This window comes from Clostridium sp. AM25-23AC (assembly GCF_003435125.1).
GTDB classification, from domain to species: domain Bacteria; phylum Bacillota; class Clostridia; order Lachnospirales; family Lachnospiraceae; genus Pilosibacter; species Pilosibacter fragilis.
In genome coordinates this window covers 153,514-175,644 of sequence record NZ_QWGI01000004.1, presented here as the reverse complement: position 1 = coordinate 175,644, position 22,131 = coordinate 153,514, and the positions used below count along the sequence as shown (strand labels likewise).

Below are 22,131 nucleotides of genomic sequence, written 5' to 3'. Positions count from 1 at the left end.
ACAGGCGGCATACTTTTTACACTTCAGTCATCCACAGGCCGTGGAGATTGCAATAGGCGTAAACCGCAACAGCTTTATCATCTCCCAAGCAGAAGGTGACATTGGGTTTGTCATCGGGTTTCAGAGCCTTGCGCTGTCCACCGTTTTCGGTCTGGACATAGACCCACTCGATGAAGTGTTTCGAAAGCATCGGATGGATTTTTTACGGGTAGCTGCATAAATTTGATGAACCGTTGTTCTGGCAATACGCATATATTCTCCGCATTGCTCCTGAGAAAAACCTTCACGGTCAATCAGGCGAATGGCTTCATACTCATCCACATTCAGGACAATGGGAGTCAGTTCCTCGCCGCCACGAACCGGAACAAAACCATCATTATCTGGCAGACAACATACTTTTCTACATTTTCTCGGTCTTGGCATAGATTCGCCTCCACATTATTTGCGGCATATGCCATTTATATGATCATTGTATATCTCCCTTTCCTATATGTCAACGGAATTATTGACATATGCCATAAATTATTTTATACTATGTGTATTCAAGGAGGTGTACCCATGGATTTTTCATCTTATTTTCCAATTTGGAACAAACTGACACCGACCCAGCAGCAGATTTTGGAGCGAAATGCAGTTTTACGAAAAGTGGACAAAGGGACTGTGATTCACAACGGAACTATGGAGTGTACTGGTCTTCTGCTGGTAAGAAACGGACAGCTTCGTGCCTATATTCTTTCCGATGAAGGACGGGAGATTAGCCTCTATCGTTTGTTTGATCGGGATATTTGCCTGTTTTCCGCCTCCTGTATGATGAACAGCATTCAGTTTGAGATCACCATTGAGGCGCAGAAGGATACCACGATGTGGGTTATTTCTGCTGACATTTATGGACGCTTAATGAAAGAGTCTGCTGTGGTAGCTAATTTTACCAACGAAATTATGGCTACCCGTTTTTCTGAGGTTATGTGGCTCATGGAGCAGATCATGTGGAAAAGCTTTGATAAAAGGCTGGCAGGATTTCTGCTGGAGGAATGCAGCTTAGAGGGAACAAACATCCTCAAGATTACCCATGAAACCATTGCGGGCCACATGGGTACCGCCCGTGAGGTAGTTACTCGAATGCTTCACTATTTCCAGAACGAGGGTATGGTCAAGCTGACTCGTGGAACAGTGGAGGTTACAGACGAAGCTGCATTGGAGGAACTGCAAAATGCCTAAGCAACAGCTAAGCCTGCTGATTATCGCCTCGGCTGTGCTTGGAATTATCATTTACTAAAGGATAACCCCTTCTCATTTCCTGTGGAATCTGAGAAGGGGTTATTGTTATTTGTCCATACCGCAGGCGGTGGCGGATTCAATGAGGCAGCGATCATTGAATACAGCATCATAGAACCGGAAGCCTCCGGAGAAGTTATAGCAGTCAAATCCGTTTCCGGTCAGGATGCGACAGGCAATGTAGCTGCGCAGGCCGCTCTGGCAGATGACGTAGACAGGCTTATGCTTGTCCAGCTCATCCAACCGCTCCCGCAGCTCGTCCACTGGGATATTTAAGAAACCGTCAATGTGTCCGTGGGTGAATTCTTCCACAGTGCGGGTGTCCAACAGAGTTACACTTCCGTCACGAGGAAGTTTATCTGTATCTTCCAGATACCACTGCTTCAGAATGCCCTTTGCGATATTCTCAATCATAAAGCCCGCCATGTTTACCGGGTCTTTGGCTGAGGAATAAGGCGGTGCGTAGGCCAGATCCAGATCCTTCAGCTCTGGGGCTTTCATTCCTGCTCGGATAGCGGTAGCCAGTACATCAATGCGCTTATCCACACCTTCGTAACCTACGATCTGAGCACCCAGCAGGCGATAAGTTTCTTTTTCAAAAACCACTTTCATGGTCATGACTTTCCCGTCGGGGTAGTAACCTGCATGGCTCATTGGCGACAGGACAACCGTATCAACATCCAGTCCTGCTTTTCTGGCGTTGGTCTCATTCACGCCGGTAGTGGCGGCAGTCATGCCAAAGACCTTGATGACAGAGCTTCCCTGGGAGCCGGTATAATGGCTGTCTCCACCACAGATGTTGTCCGCAGCGATTCGTCCCTGTTTGTTAGCAGGGCCCGCCAAAGAAATCAGAGCATCCTGCCCTGTGACAAAGTGCTTCACCTGCACCGCATCACCCACAGCATAGATGTCAGAAATGGAGGTTTCCATCCGGTCATTGACCACAATACTTCCCTTAATGCCCAGTTCTAACCCGGCATCTTTTGCAAGGGTGGTTTCGGGAGAAACACCAATGGCCAGGATTACCATATCAGCATGAAGGGGAGCTTCGTCTTTCAGCAGTACATCCACGCCGCCGTCCTTTTCCTCAAACCCTTCCACAGTATGACCAAGTGCCAGCTTGACACCGTGCCTGCGCATTTCATTGTGGATGAAAGAAGCCATATCGGCATCGAAGGGATTCATAAGCTGTTTCGGACGCTGGACGATGGTAACATCCATCCCTAACTCCCGCAGGTTCTCTGCCAGTTCCAATCCAATGAAGCCACCGCCTGCCAGTACAGCGGATTTGGGGTTGTTTTTGTTGATGTAGTCTTTAATGCGGAAGGTGTCCTCCACAGTGCGTAGGGTAAACAGCTTATTCAGGCCTACACCGGGAAGTCGGGGCTGGGTAGGCTTGGCACCGGGAGAAAGAATCAGCTTGTCATAGCTTTCCTCGAGTTCCTCTCCGGTTTGCAGATTCTTGACGGAAACGGTCTTTTTGTCAGGATGGATAGCCGTGACCTCATGGCGTACCTTCATGTTCACACGGAACCGGGAGAAGAAGCTCTCCGGTGTCTGAAGGGTCAGGTCCGACCGATCGGTAATCACATCACCGATATAGTAAGGCAGACCACAGTTGGCATAGGAGATATATCCCGAGCGCTCAAAAACTACGATTTCTGCCTGCTCATTTAGTCTGCGAATACGGGCGGCAGCAGTAGCACCGCCAGCCACACCGCCTACAATAACAACTTTCATATCAGCGTTCCACCTTTCCTGCATAAGCGGAAATTCCGCCTATGTTTTTCACATTGGTATAACCCATCTGCTGCAAAATAGCAGCTGCCTGACGGCTTCTTGCGCCGCTGAGACAATGAACAAAAATGGGGGTAGCTTTATTGTCAATCACGCCAGCCACTTTGTTAATGGACTGCAAAGGAATATTTTTACTGCCGGGGATATGCCCCTGCCGGTATTCGTCAGGGGTACGAACATCCAGCAGGACTGCGCCATCCGTAACGCTATATTCTTTGACACCCTGATTGATGTCAGGGCCTTTCAGGAAATCGAAGAATCCCATCTTTGCACCTCCTTACAGCATGGCGAGAATCTGAGCCTTAGGTCTGGCACCGGTGGCCTGATTTACGACTTTGCCGTTCTTCATAACCACCAGAGTGGGAATGCTCATCACACCAAACTGCATAGCCAGTTCCTGTTCCTCATCCACATTAATTTTAACAACCTTGATATCGGAGCGCTCCTCGGCAATTTTCTCTACCAGAGGAACTACCATGCGGCAAGGACCACACCAGGGAGCCCAAAAATCCATCAGGACGGGCTTGTCCGAGTTCAAAACCTCTTGATTGAAATTGTTTTTATTTACATTGATAGCAGACATATTTAAGTCCTCCTGTTTTCTTTTTTATGGCTTTAGTATATCCAGTAGTCGTTGCTTTTTCCGTGATTTTGTCACTTATCGCCGGCGACGGTTTCACCGGGCCAACTATTAATACCGCCGATTTCAACGATATTGGTGTAGCCCAGTTTTACCAGCTTTTCAGAGGCCTGCTTACTCCGATTACCGCTGCGGCAGTATACCAGAATCAACTGATCTTTATCCGGCAGCTCCGGAATGTCCTCTGTGCCGATGGATTCGTTGGCAATATTAATCGCACCTGGAATATGCTTTTCACTATATTCCTCAGCAGTCCGTACATCGAGGATGATGTATTCGGTTTCCTCCTCCATCATCGTGACAGCTTCCTCCATGGAAATCTGTCGATAGGTAGTTTCAGATGACTGGGCTCCACAACCTGTTAAAAGTAGAAGCATCATTAAAATGGGAATAAATCTTTTCATGTATAGACCTCCATATTTTGAAGATAGGGCAGCCGTTTCCAGCTGCCCTGTTTCCGATTTTTATGTTCTTGCCATACCGTCTACGCTGAGTACAACACCTGTGATATAGGATGCTTCATCAGATGCCAGGAATACAAATGCATTGGCAATATCCTCCGGCTGACCCAGGCGGCGCAGGGGAATCTGATTGATGAGCGGATCAATTACCTCCTTGGGAACAGCCTTCATCATATCGGTCAAGGTAATCCCGGGAGCGACTGCATTCACTCGAATACCCTTCGGACCCAATTCCCGGGCAAGGGAAACCGTCAGGCCATTGACAGCAAATTTGGATGTGGGATATGCAAAGCCACTAGGCTGGCCGTAAATGCTAACCATTGAGGAGGTGGAGAGAATAACACCGTGACCTTTTGCAATCATGCACTCACTGGCGGCTTTTGTAGCATTGAACACGCCTTTTACATTCAGATCCATAACCTTGTCAAAGGTTTCCTCCGTATACTCGGTAAAGGGAGTGCTTTCGGATATACCGGCATTGTTCACCAGAATATCAATGCAACCGTATTTTGAGGCAGCTTCTCGGAAAGCATTGCAGACAGATTCCAAATTGGACAGGTTAGGACTGATTCCCGCAACTGTTGCATCAGGGTACTTTTCTTTCAGCTGCGCAACCGCTTTGTCAGCAGAACCTTGCGAGCTTGCGGTCAAGATTACCGTAGCCCCTTCCTTCAAAAATTTCTCTACGGTAGCGTAGCCAATGCCACGGCTGCCTCCGGTGATGATTGCAACTTTATCTTTCAGCCTCATAAGAATACCTCCTTGTATTTTGTATTTGTAGTATAACCTGTTTCGGAGGAACTCTCCGTGATAAAATCACATTTTTCCAAGAAGGAATGATAGAAAAATCATGCCCATGAATAAATAAAAAAGTCACAGTCACGCTCCGATTTGAACGCAGATAAGCATTCCCCCACTTCAAGTGTGTGGGGCACTAAGCGGTGGGTGAGTGGGATGCTTATGTCAGTGGGAGTTGAAAGCTCCCACTGACAGATCGCGAAGCGACTGCGTTCATGAGCAAGTAGCGAAGCGGATTGCGAATGTCCGCTTTACTTAAGTCAGGGGATTCGCAGCCAGATATTTTTTGCCACTTTCGTAAAAAATATCGAAACACACATAAAAACAACTGCGGTGAAAAGGCTTTAAATCAGTTGATTCATCAACAAGTCTATCATTTATAAAGTTGTAAAGTGGTGAAATGGTGGAAAGTCTTGTGTATCCAGCTGCTTCAGCAGCATATCCAAAATCAATTGGCTTCTGGCAGGCAATGTTAATGATCCAGGCTTTTTCTTCGTCTGTAATCTCAGCATTCCTGCCACGACCAGGGGAATTCCAGGAAAAGAAGAAGGAACAGGAAGCGGCAAAGCCTGATCCGGATGCTGATTATGTGGACGATGACGAGGACTATGGCCACAGTGAGGAATACGAGGACGATGATGTAGGCTTCATCGCTGATGATGAGGACAACGAACCCGTATAACAAAGAACAGGCATAATGCCTGGGGCAATCTTCGGATTGCCTTTACATAGTATCTGCTTTCAAAAATTAAAAAATTTTATGTTTTTGAAAGCGATCTCTTGCATATACTATTAGCAGACGGTATAATAAGTACATCGAAGCAGTTTCAAAAAAATAAAAATCTTCGACTTTTGAAAGCGGGTGACGATATGAAAACAATTACAAGAGCAAAGTATCTCGACAGAATCATTGAACTGAATGGTACTCCTGACATCAAGATCATCACGGGCATTCGTCGATCCGGTAAGTCCAAGCTGATGCAGGCGTATATTGAGTATCTGAAAAGTAATTTTGAAAACATCAATATTATCTTTATTGACTTCATGGATTTGGCGTATGAAGAAATCAAGGAATACCATGCCTTACACGCCTATGTGGAAGAACATTATCAGGAAGGTAAAACGAACTACCTGTTTGTAGACGAGGTTCAGATGTGTCCCAAGTTTGAGTTGGCAATCAATAGCCTGTACTCTAAGGGAAAATACGACATCTATGTAACCGGCTCCAATGCTTTCCTGTTGAGTGCGGATCTGGCAACTCTATTTACCGGACGATATATTGAAATTCATGTGTTTCCTTTCAGCTTCCAGGAATATTGCCAGTATTATGATGATGTTAGTGATAAAGATAAGCTCTTTGATGATTACGCTATCAAGGGCGGTTTAGCAGGTTCTTACGCTTACAGAACCGAAAAAGACAGAACAAACTATATCAAAGAGGTCTACGAAACGATTGTTACAAGGGATTTGGTGCAGAAATATGCACTCCCGGACACGTTGGTTTTACAACGTCTGAGCGAGTTTCTTATGGATAATATCAGCAACTTGACTTCTCCTAATAAGGTCAGTCAGCTGCTGACAGCAAATGAGACTCCAACCAATCATGTAACCGTCGGCAAGTACATTAAGTATTTGTGCAATGCTTTTGTATTTTATGATATTAAGAGATACGACATCCGAGGCAAGAAATACCTTGAAAGCTCTGAAAAGTTCTATCTTTGTGACAGTGGTATTCGATATGCAATACTGGGAAGCAGAAATATGGATTACGGCAGAGTATATGAAAACATCGTTTGCATCGAGCTTCTTCGCCGTGGATACGATGTCTATGTCGGCAAGCTCTATCAAAAGGAGATCGACTTTGTTGCTCAGAGAGGCAGCGAGAAGATTTATATTCAGGTCAGCGACAACATTTCCGGACAGGAAACATTTGAGAGAGAATGCTCTCCTCTGCTTCAGATCCGAGATGCTTATCCGAAAATGATTATTGCCAGAACCAAGCATCCAAAATATAGTTATGAAGGAATCGAAATCCACGACATAGCCGATTGGTTGCTACAAGAATAAACAAGGCGAAATATATCTCTTTTATCATTCCCTTGCCCTTATAAAGTATATTGCAGCTGATGATAAGCTTGACAAGGTTCTTGAAAATCCGAAGGTGATTAAGACACCAGTGGTTAGAAATGGTAAGCAATCAACCCTGGGTTATCTGCCGGATGTTTGGAAAAACTGGAATTAGAGGATAAGAATATGGTGAAAAAAATTATGCGGGACCCATTGTTTCTCGCTCAGAAATCTACAGATGCAACGGAGGCAGACCAACAGGTAATTACAGATCTGCTTGATACATTAAGGGCAAATCTGGATCATTGTGTTGGAATGGCAGCCAATATGATTGGTGTAAAGAAAAATATCATTGTGGTGGCAGCAGGCCCATTTCAATTTGCTATGGTAAATCCAGTTATTACAAAGAAGACCGGAGCATTTATTATAAAGGTTTCCACCACCGGAATGCTGGTTCCCTTAAAAGCGGATTTGCGGTTTCCTATTTCCGGACAGTAGGGACACGGAACCCTGATTATTTAGTTAGTGCCGGAGCATCGTCCTTGCATGAAGCCATCAAACTATTCTGGACCTTCCGTGTTCCGTGGGATGGACATACACTGCAGGAACAGTAGCTGATTGTAAAAGGCATATGTCAAAAAACGTTATTGACATATGCCTTTTATAGAGCTAATATATAAGAAAAGCGAGAAAGGAGCAGTTTATGCCGAGACCAGTAAAATGCAGGAAAGTCTGCCATTTCCCGAATGTTTTAGAATTCTTTCCTGCAGATGATACTGAGAAAAAAGTACCCATTGTTCTGACGGTAGATGAGTACGAGACAATTCGTCTTTTGGACAAGAAAGGTTATAGTCAGGAGCAGTGTGCAGAATCTATGCAGATCGCAAGAACAACAGTTCAACGAATTTACGAGATTGCCAGGAAGAAAATAGCAGATGCTCTCATTGATGGACATCCGCTCAGAATAGAAGGTGGAGATTTTAGAATCTGTGATGGTCAGAGCAGTAACTGTAACCTTGGAGGATGTTATAAGCAGGAGATATATCAAAAATATGCAGTGGAAAAAGGAGAAGGTATCATGAGAATAGCAGTAACATATGAAAATGGACAGATTTTTCAGCACTTTGGACACACAGAGACATTTAAGATCTACGATGTAGAGGAAGGAAAAGTGGTACATTCAGAAGTAGTAGATACGAATGGAAGCGGACATGGTGCATTGGCAGGAGTTCTTAATGCATTAAATGCAGATGTTTTGATCTGCGGCGGAATCGGAGGAGGTGCCCAGACCGCGTTAGCGGCAGCAGGCATTAAGCTTTTCGGAGGAGTTTCAGGAGATGCGGATAAAGCGGTAGAAGCTTTTATCAATGATACACTTGATTATAATCCAGATGTGAAGTGTTCTCACCATGAGCACAGCCACGGAGAGGGACATACATGTGGTGAGCATGGATGTGGAAGCCATAGCTGTCATTAAGAAGAATAGAAAAAAATAATCATACGAAAGGATGCGTCAAGGTAATGGAAGAATTATCGTGATACATCCTTTTGTATTATTTGATAAGATGGCAGATTACATTTTCAATATGGCAATTAAAACCTGTGAATGCGATATCGATCTCTATATGGATTGAGTATTTAGCTTTTCTTGCTTGTAGAAAGTGATGAACGGAAGGTATAATATTGTTAATGATCCAGAGATATTTATTTTGGAAACAGCTTAATCAATTTGGAGGTATAGAATGAAAGCACATAAGTATTGGTCATTCGGAGCGTTAATTACTATGATTGGAACTTTTTATACTGGATATAAAGGATCTAAATCAAGTCATAGGTATTTTGCGTGCAGCACTCTTATATGTATGATTATGTCCATATACACTGGACATAAAATGATTTCAGGTAATAAGAGAACAAGAAAACAGGTGGAAAATACAGAAGCGGAGGAATAGTAAATGTTAGAAATAGGAACCAAAGCACCGGATTTTGAATTGCCGGATCAGAATGGGGAAATGCATAAATTAAGTGATTATGCAGGAAAAAAGGTAATTTTATATTTTTACCCAAAGGATAACACGGCAGGCTGTACAAAGCAGGCATGTGGTTTTTCCGAGCGTTATCCTCAATTCACCGAGAAAGGAGCAGTTGTTCTTGGAGTGAGCAAGGATTCTGTAGCCTCTCACAAGAAATTTGAAGAAAAATATGGATTGGCATTTACACTTTTGGCAGATCCAGAGCGTAAGGTGATCGAAGTATATGATGTATGGAAAGAAAAGAAAAATTACGGAAAGGTTTCTATGGGTGTAGTAAGAACTACGTATCTTATTGATGAGCAAGGGATTATTATCAAAGCCAATGATAAAGTAAAGGCGGCAGATGATCCTGAAAACATGCTTAAGGAATTAAATTGATGAAGATTATATTGTCACCTGCAAAAAAGATGATTGCAGATACTGATAACATAGCACCGGTTGAACTGCCTGCCTTTATTGATAAGACAGCAGAGATATTGGGCTGGATGAAAAGCAAATCAAAAGAGGAACTGAAAGCTATCTGGAAATGTAATGACAAGATTGCAGAGCAGAACTTTAACAGATTGGAAACTATGGATCTTTATAACAGACTTACTCCGGCTGTTTTAGCATATGAAGGAATTGCATTTCAATATATGGCACCAGCTGTGTTTGAAATCCAGCAGTTTGAGTATCTGCAAAATCATTTAAGAATCCTGTCTGCGTTTTATGGCATTTTAAAACCACTGGATGGTGTGACTCCTTATCGCCTTGAAATGCAGACAAAAGCTGAGATTGAAGAAACAACAAATCTATATGATTACTGGGGGGACCGGTTATATCATTCAGTAATTGATGACAGCAGGATTATCATTAATCTTGCATCAAAAGAATACTCAAAATGTATAGAAAAGTATCTGACACCACAGGACAGATATATTACGATTGTATTTTGTGAGTTATCCGGAGATAAATTGGTAACAAAAGGTACCTATGCCAAGATGGCTCGTGGTGAAATGGTCAGATTCATGGCAGAAAATAACATTGAAAATCTGGTGGAAATTCAGAAATTTGACAGATTTGGATATTCCTTTAGGTCTGATTTATCATCAGATTCAGAATATGTTTTTGAACGCAAAATACAATAGTTATTCAGATAAAAGATGCTCAGTTTGGCATTTTTTATAATAATGATAATTATTACTATTTTTGTTGACAACAGGATAATAGTGGTATATAATCCTTATTAAGAACTAATACTAATAAGGAGCATGAATGACAAGTAGGAGAAATACCATTTAAAAAGATCTTGCAAGAAATGCCGTATACGAAATGAGAATACACGTTACGGCAAATGAAGTTACATATTATGGAATGGCAATGTCTGTAAAAAGAATCTGTGAAGTGATTATGAGAAATTAAAAATCAATACTTCCGGTATCGCACATGATTCATGGCGTATATGATATTGACGGAGTATCGTTAAGTATGCCAGTTATTGTAGGTGTTGATGGTATTGAGTCTAATATACCTATTAATTTAAGTGGTGAGGAAGCATTAAAGCTTAAGAAATCTGCAGATTCTTTGAAAAAGATTATAGAGACAATTGAACTATAAATTATACACATGGAAGGAGATAAAAGCATGGAAGTAAAGTATTATATATGTAAGCATTGTGGAAACATTGTTGAAAAGGTAAAGGATAAAGGTGTTCCTGTAATTTGTTGCGGAGAACCTATGCAGGAATTAAAAGCCGGAGTGACAGATGCGGCTGTTGAGAAGCACGTGCCTGTATATACAGTGGAAGGCAATTATGTTCATGTCGTGGTCGGAGAGACAAAACATCCAATGCTTGAAGAACATTTCATTGAGTGGATTACATTAAATACCAATCAGGGAATATACAGAAAACAGTTAAATCCAGGGCAGGAGCCGATAGCAGATTTTTGTCTTTGCGATGGTGAACAGGTAGAAGAAGTATATGCATATTGTAACCTGCATGGATTATGGAAATGCTAAAAGCATTTATACATATTAAGATTTAAGAACAACACAAATATAACCGTAATATAGGCTGTGTATTAATGTATTTACAAGGAGGAACAACAAATGAAATATGTATGTGATGTTTGCGGATGGGAATACGATGAGGAGAAGGGATATCCAGAAGGTGGTATTGCACCTGGTACAAAGTGGGAGGATATTCCGGAAGATTTTGAATGTCCGTTATGTTCTGTAGGCAAAGACCAGTTTTCAAAGGCTGAATAAAAATGAAAGCAGAACTAATGGATGTATGAAATGAAACCAGAATATAATATTGGAATAAATATGATAGAATTGACATAATATTGGAAAATCTTCGTGATTATACAGTAAAACACTTTACTGATGAAGAGCAGTATATGGAATCTATTAATTATAAGAAGTTATTTACACGGAAAGTTCAACATCTGAAATTTATACACAAACTTGATGAATTTATAGAACATCATAATGATGAGATAGAAGATCAAGATGAACAGATTATGGTTATATGTGTAGAGTCTGCGGAGAGACTATGAGAAAATCTCTGTAAATTAGATTCTTCTATGATAATGAAGGGTGAGAAGCTTACAAATCAGGCTTTTCACCCTTGTTTTATATATAACAGTTACTGCTAGGCATGTCAAGAGCAGGCGGCTGGCCGCCTGTCTTAGATTATGTTTTTACTTATTCTGGAAGTCGTCCTTCGTACATGATACTCAACTCCCCATAGACCTGGCCCCAGTCCCGGATGGTAGTTGTCCATTTCTTAGTAGCCTCGAAAGTGGCCAGATATAAGGCTTTTAACAGCGCTGTATCACTTGGAAATACGCTTCTCTGACGATTCAGTTTCCGGTATGTGGAGTTCAGTGATTCTATCGCATTTGTTGTATAAATGACCTTCCGGACAGTGGTTGAAAACTTAAAAATTGAAGAAACAGCATCCCTGTTGTCCTTCCAGCGTTTCATGGAATTCGGATATTTCGGACTCCATTTTTCTGTCACACGGTCTAAAGCAGCCTGAGCATTCTGCTCATCATCAGCCTGATAGATGGTTTTTAAATCTGAGAGGATAGGGGAATGTGCAGCATGTTTCCGTATTACTCCCATTTTGTTACCAATTACTATCCTTTTGCTACCATTCTGCCTCTTTTTTTCAGAATTGACCTGTGCTAATATTATCATAGACAGATGCGACATGCGCTACAAACTTACATTTCATTTGTTTCTCTTTTGCAAAAGAATACGGACAAAATATAAAGCGTCTGCTCATTGCCGGAATGGTGATGAGTATGGCGTTTTTTTGATGCCGAAAACCGGGTGACGACCTGAAAAGAAACACAAAATGATTCGTGGAATGAACGCAGCGAGAATACGGAACGGGCAGTGATCATAGAAAAAATCCAGAAGCGCTTTTATAAAGAGCGCGTGAAAATTCGTACACCATATATTATCTGCAATGATATAATGTATAATACACGGGAGAATATTGCAGAGAGTGATTCAGAATGTTTTCGGCGTTGTATTTGCATTTGTATTTTGTGCTATGTTTTATTTGTTTACGTCGAACAAAAAGGAAACCGGGGTGACCGCAGATGAAGAGTGAGGTGGATTGGAAAGAAAGTAAGTGGTACACGATGTCCGGTGGTCAGAAATGTATTGACTGGAAAAAACATTGAAATCAAAATTTACGGAGAAGACTATGATACGAGAAATTGAGAACAGAAGAAGTATAAGAAAATATAGATCCGATGAGATTGACAGGAAGCTGATCGAAGAGATCATATATAGTGCTACTCTTGCGCCATCAGCCAAAAACCGACAGCCATGGAAATTTATCGTATATCAGGGAGAAGCGAAAGATAAACTGGTTGAGGTTATGCGCCATGGTATAAATTCAGAAAAAATCACACATGAACTTATGCCGGAATGGGCATTTGCAATCCCCGATGCTGAAAATACAGTCAGAATCATGCAGGAGGCGCCGTGCCTTATAGCAGTGCTTAATACAAATCAATATACACCATTTGCAAGCATCGAGAGAGAAAAACGGATCGTAGAAATTTGCGATTCGCTGTCGATCGGTGCGGCTGTTGAGAATATGATATTGACAGCGACCGGATATGGATTAGGTACATTATGGATTGCCAATACCTGCTTTGCCTATAATGAGCTGATAGAATTTATCGGAACAGACAACCAGCTGACAGGAATTGTTGCTGTTGGAGCTGCAAATGAAGCTCCGCCGAAAAGGCCACGAAAAGCATTAAGAGATGTTGTCGAGTATAGATAAAGAAATCTTAGAGAGATTTTAAACTGCCAAACAACGAAGAGATAAAATTCATATTGGAGATGATCAGCTTTGAAGAAAGCATATGAGCAGGAAATAGAAATGTGAACCCGGGTTTTTGAGGAATGTATACCGGTGGATCTGAGAAATCTGGATTTAAAGATGGAACCCATGTCGTTTGATGGAGTGATCCTGTCCAATGTTCTGGATGTAATGCCGAAGGACATATCAACAACCGTGATCGATGATCTGGAACGGGTGCTGAAGCCCGGCGGATATTGGTTTATTAAGATGAATCCGTACTATTCAAAAGAAGAGCTTGAAAGCTTTGAATATAAAAATGCGGGTAATAATATTTATGAAAAAGATCATATTATGAGATTAAGACAGGCAACTACAAACTATTGGAAAGAAAAATTTGCACGTTTTGGGAAAGAGATCATATATTTGGAATTCGAATACCCGTGGCAGGAGGGAATGAACCGTCTGTTTGTTTACCAGAGCTAAAGGTGCCAGAAGATTCGCAGCAAGAAGCCGGATACTGAAAGAGATTGTCCGGCTTCTTTTACGAGGTGCGCCAGACGGCGCACTTTGCAGATGGATATAAATTTCTGGAAGAACGTTTTATTTCTCACGGCAATATTCCCGGATCATTTCCAGAAAATCCCTCGCATGCTGCGGCAGATACCGGTTTTTCCGATAGGCGGCGATGGTAGTTGTGAGGGCCGGTTTATGGCCGACGGAAAAGCAGAGGGCGCGGTTTCCGGTGTACTGGTTTTCATGGTGGAAATAGCTCTCCGGGGCGAAGGCAGCGCCGACGCCGTCCATAGCCAGATGGATCGACATGGAGGAGTTTCTCGTGTGGAGAGAGACCGGTGGATTGATGTTGTACTCTTTAAAGAGATCCAGAGCGATGCCGCCGGTGTTCTGGTCCGGGTAGAGGAGAATGAAGTTTTCCTCTTTTAATAGGGAAAGATCTAACCACGGGTAGCGGAAGCCGGGGCGTGTGATGGCTTTTGCGGCGAGAGGATGGTTTTCATGCAGGACCAGAACAATCTCCTCAGAGCGCAGGATCTGGTAGTCCATGGTCTCGGGAAATTCATGGATATTGTAAAGAGTCAGGTCGATGGATGAGGTCTCCAGACTGTTCTCCGCAATGAAATTTACAGCTTCCATGATATTTAAGGTCACATAGGGGTACCGTTTATGAAACGGCGCCAACATCGGTTCGATCAGTGTGCTGCCCATCATGATCGGCACGGCGATGTTTAAGCGGCCGCGCTGGCGGTGAGCGATATCGTCGTATTCCTGCATCCACTCATCACCGCAGGCAACGATCTGTTCGGCGTAGTGAAGGTAGCGTTCACCCATGTAGGTCGGGTAGTAGCGGTTCTCGTGGCGGCTGAACAGCGGAGCACCGAGACGTTCTTCCAGGTTTTTTAAGTACTTGCTCAGGGACGGCTGGGAGATATAAAGGGATTCGGCGGCTTTGCCGATGCTCTGGTGGCGGGCGATCGCCAGGATATAGCGGGCTTCTTTTAATTCCATACAGGGCCTCCTCATAGCTTTACTGCATAAAAATTATAGATAATATGTATTTGACGTATAGTATATCACTTTTTATAATGAATGTAAAATATAAGTGTAATTGATGAAAAAACAAATATTTATAAGAAACACTAATTAAAACTTATCACGCACAGTTAAGAAAGGGGCAAACCAATGAAAAAGAGCAGTGCATGGTGCATGCTGGTTCCGGGACTGGTGATCTTATTTCTGTTCCTGATGATCCCGCTGCTTCGCGTTCTGGTTCCAAGCGTGTTTACGGGAGATTACCCGTTCAGCGCATACGTGGACTTTTTTAAGGACGAGTATTACAGAAAGATCTTTTTGAGAACCGTGAAGATCGCGGTCATCACCACCTTTGTCTGTATGGTGGGCGGTATCCCGACGGCGTATTTCATCAGCCGCTGTGATAAGAAGTGGAGAGGACTTCTCCTCTCTGCATCGATCTTCCCGATGATGACGAACTCCGTTATCCGAAGCTTTGCATGGATCAATATTCTCGGCAGCAACGGGATCATCAACAAGGCAATGATCGCTATGGGACTGATCGAGAAGCCGATGAAGCTTTTATACACCGACTTTTCTATCATCATTGGTTCTGTCTACCTGTTTCTTCCGTTAATGATCGTGACAGTTGCCGGTGTTATGGAAAATATCGATGATGACATGATGGAGGCGGCACAGAGCCTCGGAGCTTCAAGGACGGAAGCGTTCATGAAAGTCATTTTCCCGATGAGTCTTCCTGGAATCATCGTCGGCGGTATTCTGGTATTTACCGGAACCCTGACAGCTTACACGACGCCGCAGTTATTAGGAGGCAACAGCAACATGGTTATGGCGACATTGATCTACCAGAGAGCGATGTCCGTCAGTGACTGGACCGGCGCGTCCGTGATCGCCCTCATCATGATCGTTGTAACTCTGGTTGTGATCAAAGGATTTAACGCTCTGGCCGCACGGCTGGACCGCAGAGGTGAAGATTATGCGTAAAAATAAAGTGCTGACCATATGGGCAGCGATCGTATTTGCATTTTTGATGATCCCGTTACTGATCATCACCGTAACAGCATTCGGCGGTGGAAGCGCCATCACATTCCCGATCGAGTCCTTCTCGACGAAATGGTTCGCGAACGTGTTCGCGCTAAAGTCTTTCCGCAGATCATTCCTGACCAGCCTTGAGGTTGCGCTCCTCGCGACATGCATCTCTCTTCTGGTCGGAATCCCGGCGGCTTACGCGCTGGCGAGATCCGGTTTAAAAGGAAAGCAGTTATTAAAGTCCATCTTCCTTTCCCCGACCATCGTTCCGGGAATCGTAATCGGCTTTATTATGTACCAGTGCCTGATCCTGACACTCAGGATCCCGGTATTTGCGGGACTTCTGGCAGGACACTTTATGGTAACACTGCCGTATGTGATCCGCGTAGTCGGCTCCGCAATGGAACAGTTCGACTTTTCCATCGAGGAGGCGGCATGGAGCCTCGGATGTCCGAAGGGAGCGGCGTTTTTCAAAGTCGTTCTTCCGAACGTGACCTCCGGAATTTCCTCCGCATTCATGCTGGCGTTCATCAATTCCTTTAACAACATTCCGGTTTCCATGTTCTTATCCGGACCGGGCGTATCGACATTCCCGTCGACACTGATGAACTATATTGAATACAATTATGATCCGACCGTATCGGCGGTTTCCGTACTTTTAATGGCAGCGACCGTGGTCATCATGGTGATCGTAGACCGCACACTGGGTATCGCAGCCCTGGCAAAATAAGGAGAATATGACCATGGCTTTTATGAGTTTAAATGGAATCGATGTTAGTTACGATAAAAAGAAACAGATCTTAAAGGGATTAAATCTTGAGGTCGAGGAAGGTGAGCTCGTTTCCCTTCTCGGACCGAGCGGATGCGGTAAATCCACAACGCTGCGCGTGGTTGCCGGATTTATCGACCCGCAGGGCGGCACCTTCACACTGGACGGTGAGGACATGACGAAGGTTCCGGTCCACAAGCGCCAGTTCGGTCTGGTATTCCAGAGCTACGCTCTGTTCCCGCATCTGAGTGTTTACGACAACGTGGCATTCGGACTCAGAACGAGAAAGATGGACAAGGACGTGATCGATAAGAAGGTCAAAGAGATCCTTGAGGTCTGCGGTCTGACCGAGCTTGCAGACCGTTTCCCGAAGCAGATGTCCGGCGGACAGCGCCAGAGAGTTGCCCTCGCGAGAGCACTTGTCATCGAGCCGAAGTTACTGCTCTTAGATGAGCCGTTATCCAACCTTGACGCGAAATTACGACTTTCCATGCGTGTTGAGATCAAACGTCTTCAGAAGCGCCTTGGAATCACGACATTATTTGTCACCCATGACCAGGAGGAATGTTTCTCCATCTCCGATAAAGTTGCCGTTATGAACGGCGGCGTGATCGAGCAGTTCGACACACCGGAGAACATCTACAAGAGACCGGTGACTGAGTTCGTCGCAAGATTCATCGGTTTCGAGAACTTCCTGGAGCTTGCGAAAAAGCAGGACGGCGTCTACACAGCGCCGGACGGAAGTGAGTTCTTAACTTCCATGGATCTTGACTGTGAAAACTTTGCAGGAACGATCCGGCCGGATGATATCTGCCTGGCGGATGAGATCCAGACAGAGAATGTTTTAAGCGGAACGATCGGCGTCCGCACCTTCCTCGGAAAGAGCTACCAGTACGAGGTCGAGACTTCAGCCGGAGTCTTAAAGGTCAATATGGGTACCGACCATGTTTACAAAGAGGGCGAAAAGATCCGCCTGTATCTCCCGAAGGACAAGCTGATCCTGGTGAGAAAATAAAAATTTAACTTAGTGAACCATCGCGCGGGCAGAGATCCTGTCAACGCGAAGAAATATTATCTCAAAAAGAGAGAAAGAGGAGAAAAAATCATGAAGAAAACAGCAGCAGTTGTACTTTGCGCAGCAATGATGCTTACCGCTTGCGGCGGCGCATCCACAACAGAGACCACAGCAGCAGGAAGCCAGGCAGCAGGATCTGAGGCAGCTACTTCCGCAGAGGAGACAAAGGCAGCTTCCGGAGACGCACAGAAGCTCGTATTATCCACATATGGCCTCAGCGAGGACATTTCCGAGGAAGAGGTTTACACACCGTTTGAGAACGAATTCAACTGTGAGATCGTTACTGAGACAGGCGGTACAAACGACCGTTATACAAAATTAGCGGCAGACCAGAACTCCACCATCGATGTGATCGAGCTCTCCCAGGCTATGACAGCAAAGGGCGCTGACGAGGGACTTTTCGATACGATCGATTTAAGCAAGATCCCGAACGCTGAGAAGTTAATTCCGGCTGCAAAGGAGATTGCAGAGGCTGGTCAGGGTGTTCCGTACACCATCAACAGCATCGGTATCATCTACAACCCGGAGCTTACAGGATTTGAGCTCACAAGCTTTGACGACCTTTGGGACGAGCGCCTTGCAGGCATGGTTTCCATTCCGGAGATCACAACAACATTCGGACCGGCTATGGTTTATGTTGCAAGTGACCATGCAGGCGTTGATGTGACAACTGATAACGGCGAGGCAGCTTTCAAGGCACTTGCTGACTTAAAGCCGAACCTTGTTAAGACATACACAAAGTCTTCCGACCTGATCAACATGTTCACATCCGGTGAGGTTGCAGCGGCAGTTGTCGGTGACTTCGGTGTTCCGACGATCGTAGCAGCAAACCCGACACTTGTTTATGTAACACCGGACGGAGCTTACGCAAACTTCAACACCATCAATGTGACAAAGAACTGTGCGAACAAGGAGCTTGCTTACGAGTACATCAACTACCGCATCAGCGAAGAGCTCCAGACAAAGACAGGTAAGGCATTAAACGAAGCTCCGACCAACATGGATGTTACATTCACTGAGGAAGAGTCCCAGAACATGACTTACGGCGATGCAGCTGAGAAGGTTAAAGTTGTTGACTACGCTTTCGTAAACCCGATCTTAAATAACTGGATCGACCAGTGGAACAGAACGATCAACAACTAATAATGAGGAAATTTATATGAGACCCGATTTCATTCTGAAAAATGTCATGGTCTATCAGACCTTCAGACAGTGCTTTGAAAAACGGGATGTGGCAGTTGCAGGGGAAAAGTTTTATTGCATTTCCCCTGCAATTTCATATCCGGGAGTGCGGGAGATCGACGGAAAAGGCAGATACATGCTGCCTGGTCTCGTGGATATCCATATGCACATCGAGAGCTCGATGACATATCCGGGCGAGTTTTCAAGGATCACGCTTCCATATGGAGTGACAACGGTGGTTGCCGATGCCCACGAGATGGCGAACGTGTTCGGCATGGACGGCATCCGGGCGTTTATGGCCCAGAAGACGAAGCAGGACATTTTCTGGGCGATCCCGTCCAGTGTACCGGCGACAAATGAGAAGTTAGAGACAGCCGGGGCGGCCCTTGGTGTAAAGGAAATTTCTGAGATGGCATCCTTAGATGGAGTTCTCTGCCTTGGAGAGATCATGAACTATAAGGATCTCTCGGCGGAAGGCGAGAGCCGGACGAGGGCCCTCATCGATGTGTGCCGGAAGGCGGGAAAGAATCTAAGGATCGAGGGACACTGCCCGGGACTTACGGGGACGGATCTTAACCGCTTTATCTATGAAGGTGTTGATGCGGACCACACCCAGCAGACACCGCAATCGGTGATGGAGAAGACGGAGCTTGGGATGTTTCTGGAACTGCAGTCCAAATCCCTGACACCGGAGGTCGTGAAGACCGTCTGCGATCATGAACTCTATGAGAATGTGGCGCTGGTGACGGATGACACGATGGCAGATAAGCTTCTGACCGGACATCTCAATAAGATCATCGAGACGGCTGTGAAGGCGGGGATGCCGATGGAGAAGGCGATCTACTGCGCGACCTGGACACCGTCGCGGCGGATGCATCTGGATGACAGAGGGATGATCGCGCCGGGAAAGATCGCAGACTTTATGCTGCTTGACAGTCTGGACGGGATCGAGCCGGTGGTGGTTTATAAGAAGGGCGAGTGTGTGTACTGCAAGGACGAGGAGGCGTGCGGTGCGGCAGAAGCTGCGGCATGCAGTTTCCCTGATCCGTTCTACCACACGATCAACTGCCGTCCGGCGGAGATCTCCGACTTTGTGTTAAAGGCGGAAGATCCAGACGCGAAATGGGCGGAAGTCAATGTCATGAAGATCGGCACCTTCGGAACGGCTACCACGCCGGTGAAGCGCAGAGTCGAGGTGAAGGACGGTGTGCTTGACTGGAAGTCGGCGGGACTTACCCTTGCAGTCGTTTTCGAGCGGTACGGCAAGAATGGAAATGTCGGATATGGTCTTGTGGAAGGAGCGCTGACGAAACCGGGTGCTGTGGCCACCACGTGGTCCCACGACAGCCATAACCTGTTTGTCCTGGGAACAGATGAGAACGATATGAAACTGACCCAGAGGCGCGTCCTGGAGCTCCAGGGGGCATATGTGGTGTTCTCTGAAGGAAGATCCCTGGCAGAGGCGAGACTTACAATCGGCGGCATCGTTTCGGATCAGCCGATCGAGGTCCTCGGACAGGAACTGAAAGAAGTCCGGGCGGCGATGGAAGGTCTCGGATATGTGAACAACAACGTGATCATGTCCATGTCCACGCTTTGTCTGCCGGTTTCACCGAAGTTAAAGCTCACGGATCACGGGCTTTTGACGGTGCCGGGGCAGGAACATGTGCCGTTGGTTGAGAAGTACGGGAAGTAGTTTTACGGCCCGCCGCCGGTTTTCTCCCCGGATAGTGGAAGAGCCGGATCAGATCGAAATTATGAAGGATGAAATTAGAACGATGAAGAAGATTATCAAAAACGGCATTGTTGTGACGATGAACGCGGCAGGTGATGTCTGGGATCATGGTTATGTAATGTTTGAGGATACGAAGATCCTGGCAGCAGGTCCGGAAGATGAGCTTGAGAAAACGCTTCAGGAGCTTACTGCGCAGGGGATCTTAAAAGCTGGCGAGACCTTCGAGGAGATCGACGCGAAGCGCGCTATCGTGATCCCAGGCCTCGTAAACACCCATTGCCACCTCGGCATGATCCCGTTCCGCGGTCTCGGGGACGACTGCAAGGACCGCCTGCGGGTGTTCCTGCTTCCGATGGAGAATCAGGCCATGGACGCGGAGATGGTCAGGCTTTCCACGAGATATGCCATCGGCGAGCTGCTGCTCTCCGGTGTGACGACGGTGCTTGACATGTACTATTTCGAGGAAGTTGTGGCGAAGGTCATGGACGAGATGGGGATCCGTGGAATCGCCGGGGAGACGGTGATGGAAAAGGATTCCTGCGACAGTAAGAACGCGGATGAGGCCATCGAGCGGGGAATCGCCCTGATCGAGGCGTACAAAGATCACCCGCGCGTTTCCGGAGCGATCACGCCCCACGGAACAACGACCTGCAGCCCGGAGACCTTAAAGAGGGCCTATGAGGAGGATGTAAAGGCGGGAACCGTATTTACGCTCCATGTGGCGGAGATGGACTACGAGATGACCCAGTTAAGGGAACAGTATAACATGACGCCCATCGAGTTTATGGAGCATATCGGAGTCCTCGGACCGAATACGCTGGCGGCCCACAGCATCCGCACGACGGAACATGATGTGGAGATCCTCGCGAAGCATGGCGCGTCCGTGGCCCACTGCATCGCCTCCAACACGAAGGCCGCAAAGGGCGTAGCCCCGGTGTCACTGATGCATAAGCACGGCATGTCCGTCGGCTTCGGCACCGACGGTCCGGCGAGCGGAAATACGTTAGACCTGTTCATCCAGATGCGGATGTGTGAGAACTTCCACAAAAATGAGCTCCACGACCGCAGCGCGTTCCCGGCAAAAGAGGTCGTCTCCATGGCGACCATCGAGGGAGCAAGAGCGTTAGGACTCGGTGACATCACCGGTTCCATCGAGCCCGGAAAACAGGCGGATCTCGTCCTCGTAGAGACCGACTCCCCGAATATGTTTCCGGTATACGACCCGTATTCGGCACTTGTGTACAGCGCGATTGCATCGAATGTGAGAGATGTTTATGTTGCGGGTGAGTGCCTCGTAAAAGAAAAGAAGCTTGTCCGTGAGGACTTCGCGAAGATCAGGAATGACCTTCGGGAGAAGATGGAGCGGACGGCGTTTAAGGATATGAAGAATCTGGTGTAGAAGACAAA

At 45.7% G+C, this 22,131-nt stretch carries 27 protein-coding genes and 3 pseudogenes; 21 read left to right on the top strand and 9 right to left on the bottom strand.

The window, feature by feature from the left end:
* Positions 1–16: 16 nt before the first annotated feature.
* A complete protein-coding gene (locus DW677_RS04315; protein ID WP_117472042.1) occupies positions 17–190 on the bottom strand; it encodes a desulfoferrodoxin family protein in 174 nt (57 codons plus the stop codon).
* On the bottom strand, positions 121–423 hold the full coding sequence (locus DW677_RS04310; RefSeq protein ID WP_117566537.1) for a DUF134 domain-containing protein: 303 nt from the start codon (positions 421–423) through the stop codon (positions 121–123). Before DW677_RS04310 ends, DW677_RS04315 begins: the two co-directional genes overlap by 70 nt.
* A gap of 135 nt (positions 424–558) precedes the next feature.
* Here DW677_RS04310 and DW677_RS04305 point away from each other — a divergent pair, with 135 nt between their 5' ends.
* A complete protein-coding gene (locus DW677_RS04305; protein WP_117566536.1) occupies positions 559–1,218 on the top strand; it encodes a Crp/Fnr family transcriptional regulator in 660 nt (219 codons plus the stop codon).
* Positions 1,219–1,323: 105 nt separating this feature from the next.
* Here DW677_RS04305 and DW677_RS04300 read toward each other — a convergent pair whose 3' ends face one another.
* The 5 genes from DW677_RS04300 to DW677_RS04280 all read right to left on the bottom strand — a co-directional run bounded on the left by DW677_RS04300 (position 1,324) and on the right by DW677_RS04280 (position 4,923).
* Entirely contained in the window at positions 1,324–3,015 is a 1,692-nt protein-coding gene (locus DW677_RS04300; protein ID WP_117566535.1) for an FAD-dependent oxidoreductase, read from the bottom strand.
* Between the two features lies 1 nt (position 3,016).
* Positions 3,017–3,337, bottom strand: coding sequence for a rhodanese-like domain-containing protein (locus DW677_RS04295; RefSeq protein ID WP_117472034.1), 321 nt, complete (start codon positions 3,335–3,337; stop codon positions 3,017–3,019).
* A gap of 12 nt (positions 3,338–3,349) precedes the next feature.
* Positions 3,350–3,655, bottom strand: a complete 306-nt coding sequence (gene trxA / locus DW677_RS04290; RefSeq protein WP_117472032.1) for a thioredoxin — start codon at positions 3,653–3,655, stop codon at positions 3,350–3,352.
* A gap of 71 nt (positions 3,656–3,726) precedes the next feature.
* Entirely contained in the window at positions 3,727–4,116 is a 390-nt protein-coding gene (locus DW677_RS04285) for a rhodanese-like domain-containing protein (protein ID WP_117471148.1), read from the bottom strand.
* 60 nt (positions 4,117–4,176) lie between these two features.
* The gene (locus DW677_RS04280; RefSeq protein ID WP_117566534.1) at positions 4,177–4,923 is read right to left on the bottom strand and encodes a 3-oxoacyl-ACP reductase family protein; all 747 of its coding nucleotides are present in this window, start codon (positions 4,921–4,923) and stop codon (positions 4,177–4,179) included.
* 523 nt (positions 4,924–5,446) lie between these two features.
* On the opposite strand from DW677_RS04280, the gene DW677_RS04270 reads away from it, so the two are divergent.
* The 11 genes and pseudogenes from DW677_RS04270 to DW677_RS04215 all read left to right on the top strand — a co-directional run bounded on the left by DW677_RS04270 (position 5,447) and on the right by DW677_RS04215 (position 11,318).
* Positions 5,447–5,653 (top strand): hypothetical protein, encoded by a 207-nt coding sequence (locus DW677_RS04270; protein WP_015552814.1) that lies wholly within the window; start codon positions 5,447–5,449, stop codon positions 5,651–5,653.
* A 188-nt stretch (positions 5,654–5,841) separates the two neighbouring features.
* Positions 5,842–7,038, top strand: a complete 1,197-nt coding sequence (locus tag DW677_RS04265; protein ID WP_117472074.1) for an ATP-binding protein — start codon at positions 5,842–5,844, stop codon at positions 7,036–7,038.
* 31 nt (positions 7,039–7,069) lie between these two features.
* A pseudogene (locus DW677_RS18670) lies at positions 7,070–7,213 on the top strand (ArsC family transcriptional regulator); the annotation flags it as partial.
* Positions 7,214–7,224: 11 nt separating this feature from the next.
* Positions 7,225–7,455: pseudogene (locus DW677_RS04255) on the top strand (peptide deformylase); the annotation flags it as partial.
* A 286-nt stretch (positions 7,456–7,741) separates the two neighbouring features.
* Positions 7,742–8,515 carry a DUF134 domain-containing protein gene (locus tag DW677_RS04245; protein WP_117515978.1) on the top strand — a complete coding sequence of 258 codons (774 nt, stop codon included), beginning with the start codon at positions 7,742–7,744 and terminating at the stop codon, positions 8,513–8,515.
* 265 nt (positions 8,516–8,780) lie between these two features.
* The gene (locus DW677_RS18665; RefSeq protein WP_015552817.1) at positions 8,781–8,990 is read left to right on the top strand and encodes a DUF6219 family protein; all 210 of its coding nucleotides are present in this window, start codon (positions 8,781–8,783) and stop codon (positions 8,988–8,990) included.
* A gap of 3 nt (positions 8,991–8,993) precedes the next feature.
* A complete protein-coding gene (gene bcp / locus DW677_RS04235) occupies positions 8,994–9,449 on the top strand; it encodes a thioredoxin-dependent thiol peroxidase (protein WP_015552818.1) in 456 nt (151 codons plus the stop codon).
* Complete coding sequence (gene yaaA, locus DW677_RS04230) at positions 9,449–10,198, top strand: peroxide stress protein YaaA (protein WP_117471152.1); 750 nt, start codon at positions 9,449–9,451, stop codon at positions 10,196–10,198. The genes bcp and yaaA overlap by 1 nt, the downstream gene beginning before the upstream one ends.
* 280 nt (positions 10,199–10,478) lie before the next feature.
* Positions 10,479–10,667, top strand: coding sequence for a hypothetical protein (locus tag DW677_RS18660; protein ID WP_278286988.1), 189 nt, complete (start codon positions 10,479–10,481; stop codon positions 10,665–10,667).
* Between the two features lie 27 nt (positions 10,668–10,694).
* The gene (locus tag DW677_RS04220) at positions 10,695–11,069 is read left to right on the top strand and encodes a desulfoferrodoxin family protein (RefSeq protein ID WP_107000936.1); all 375 of its coding nucleotides are present in this window, start codon (positions 10,695–10,697) and stop codon (positions 11,067–11,069) included.
* Positions 11,070–11,159: 90 nt separating this feature from the next.
* Positions 11,160–11,318: a rubredoxin gene (locus tag DW677_RS04215; protein WP_117472024.1), complete on the top strand. Its 159-nt coding sequence runs from the start codon at positions 11,160–11,162 to the stop codon at positions 11,316–11,318.
* A gap of 441 nt (positions 11,319–11,759) precedes the next feature.
* On the opposite strand, the gene DW677_RS04205 is transcribed toward DW677_RS04215, so the two are convergent.
* Positions 11,760–12,257, bottom strand: coding sequence for a transposase (locus tag DW677_RS04205; protein WP_278286987.1), 498 nt, complete (start codon positions 12,255–12,257; stop codon positions 11,760–11,762).
* A gap of 310 nt (positions 12,258–12,567) precedes the next feature.
* Here DW677_RS04205 and DW677_RS19160 point away from each other — a divergent pair.
* From DW677_RS19160 to DW677_RS04190, 3 genes and pseudogenes are all read left to right on the top strand, one after another.
* Positions 12,568–12,678, top strand: a pseudogene (locus tag DW677_RS19160) (FUSC family protein); the annotation flags it as partial.
* 96 nt (positions 12,679–12,774) lie between these two features.
* The gene (locus DW677_RS04195) at positions 12,775–13,365 is read left to right on the top strand and encodes a nitroreductase family protein (protein WP_015552824.1); all 591 of its coding nucleotides are present in this window, start codon (positions 12,775–12,777) and stop codon (positions 13,363–13,365) included.
* 132 nt (positions 13,366–13,497) lie between these two features.
* Positions 13,498–13,869, top strand: coding sequence for a class I SAM-dependent methyltransferase (locus DW677_RS04190; RefSeq protein WP_117471020.1), 372 nt, complete (start codon positions 13,498–13,500; stop codon positions 13,867–13,869).
* Positions 13,870–13,986: 117 nt separating this feature from the next.
* Here DW677_RS04190 and DW677_RS04185 read toward each other — a convergent pair whose 3' ends face one another.
* Positions 13,987–14,910, bottom strand: a complete 924-nt coding sequence (locus tag DW677_RS04185; protein WP_117504407.1) for a LysR family transcriptional regulator — start codon at positions 14,908–14,910, stop codon at positions 13,987–13,989.
* A gap of 174 nt (positions 14,911–15,084) precedes the next feature.
* On the opposite strand from DW677_RS04185, the gene DW677_RS04180 reads away from it, so the two are divergent.
* From DW677_RS04180 to DW677_RS04155, 6 genes are all read left to right on the top strand, one after another.
* A complete protein-coding gene (locus DW677_RS04180; protein WP_015552826.1) occupies positions 15,085–15,918 on the top strand; it encodes an ABC transporter permease in 834 nt (277 codons plus the stop codon).
* Positions 15,911–16,693, top strand: a complete 783-nt coding sequence (locus DW677_RS04175) for an ABC transporter permease (RefSeq protein ID WP_117566533.1) — start codon at positions 15,911–15,913, stop codon at positions 16,691–16,693. The genes DW677_RS04180 and DW677_RS04175 overlap by 8 nt, the downstream gene beginning before the upstream one ends.
* 13 nt (positions 16,694–16,706) lie before the next feature.
* A complete protein-coding gene (locus tag DW677_RS04170; protein ID WP_117566532.1) occupies positions 16,707–17,747 on the top strand; it encodes an ABC transporter ATP-binding protein in 1,041 nt (346 codons plus the stop codon).
* A 90-nt stretch (positions 17,748–17,837) separates the two neighbouring features.
* Positions 17,838–18,950 carry an ABC transporter substrate-binding protein gene (locus tag DW677_RS04165; protein WP_117566531.1) on the top strand — a complete coding sequence of 371 codons (1,113 nt, stop codon included), beginning with the start codon at positions 17,838–17,840 and terminating at the stop codon, positions 18,948–18,950.
* 16 nt (positions 18,951–18,966) lie between these two features.
* Positions 18,967–20,685, top strand: a complete 1,719-nt coding sequence (locus DW677_RS04160; RefSeq protein ID WP_117566530.1) for an adenine deaminase C-terminal domain-containing protein — start codon at positions 18,967–18,969, stop codon at positions 20,683–20,685.
* Between the two features lie 82 nt (positions 20,686–20,767).
* A complete protein-coding gene (locus DW677_RS04155; protein WP_117566529.1) occupies positions 20,768–22,123 on the top strand; it encodes an amidohydrolase in 1,356 nt (451 codons plus the stop codon).
* Positions 22,124–22,131 lie beyond the last annotated feature (8 nt).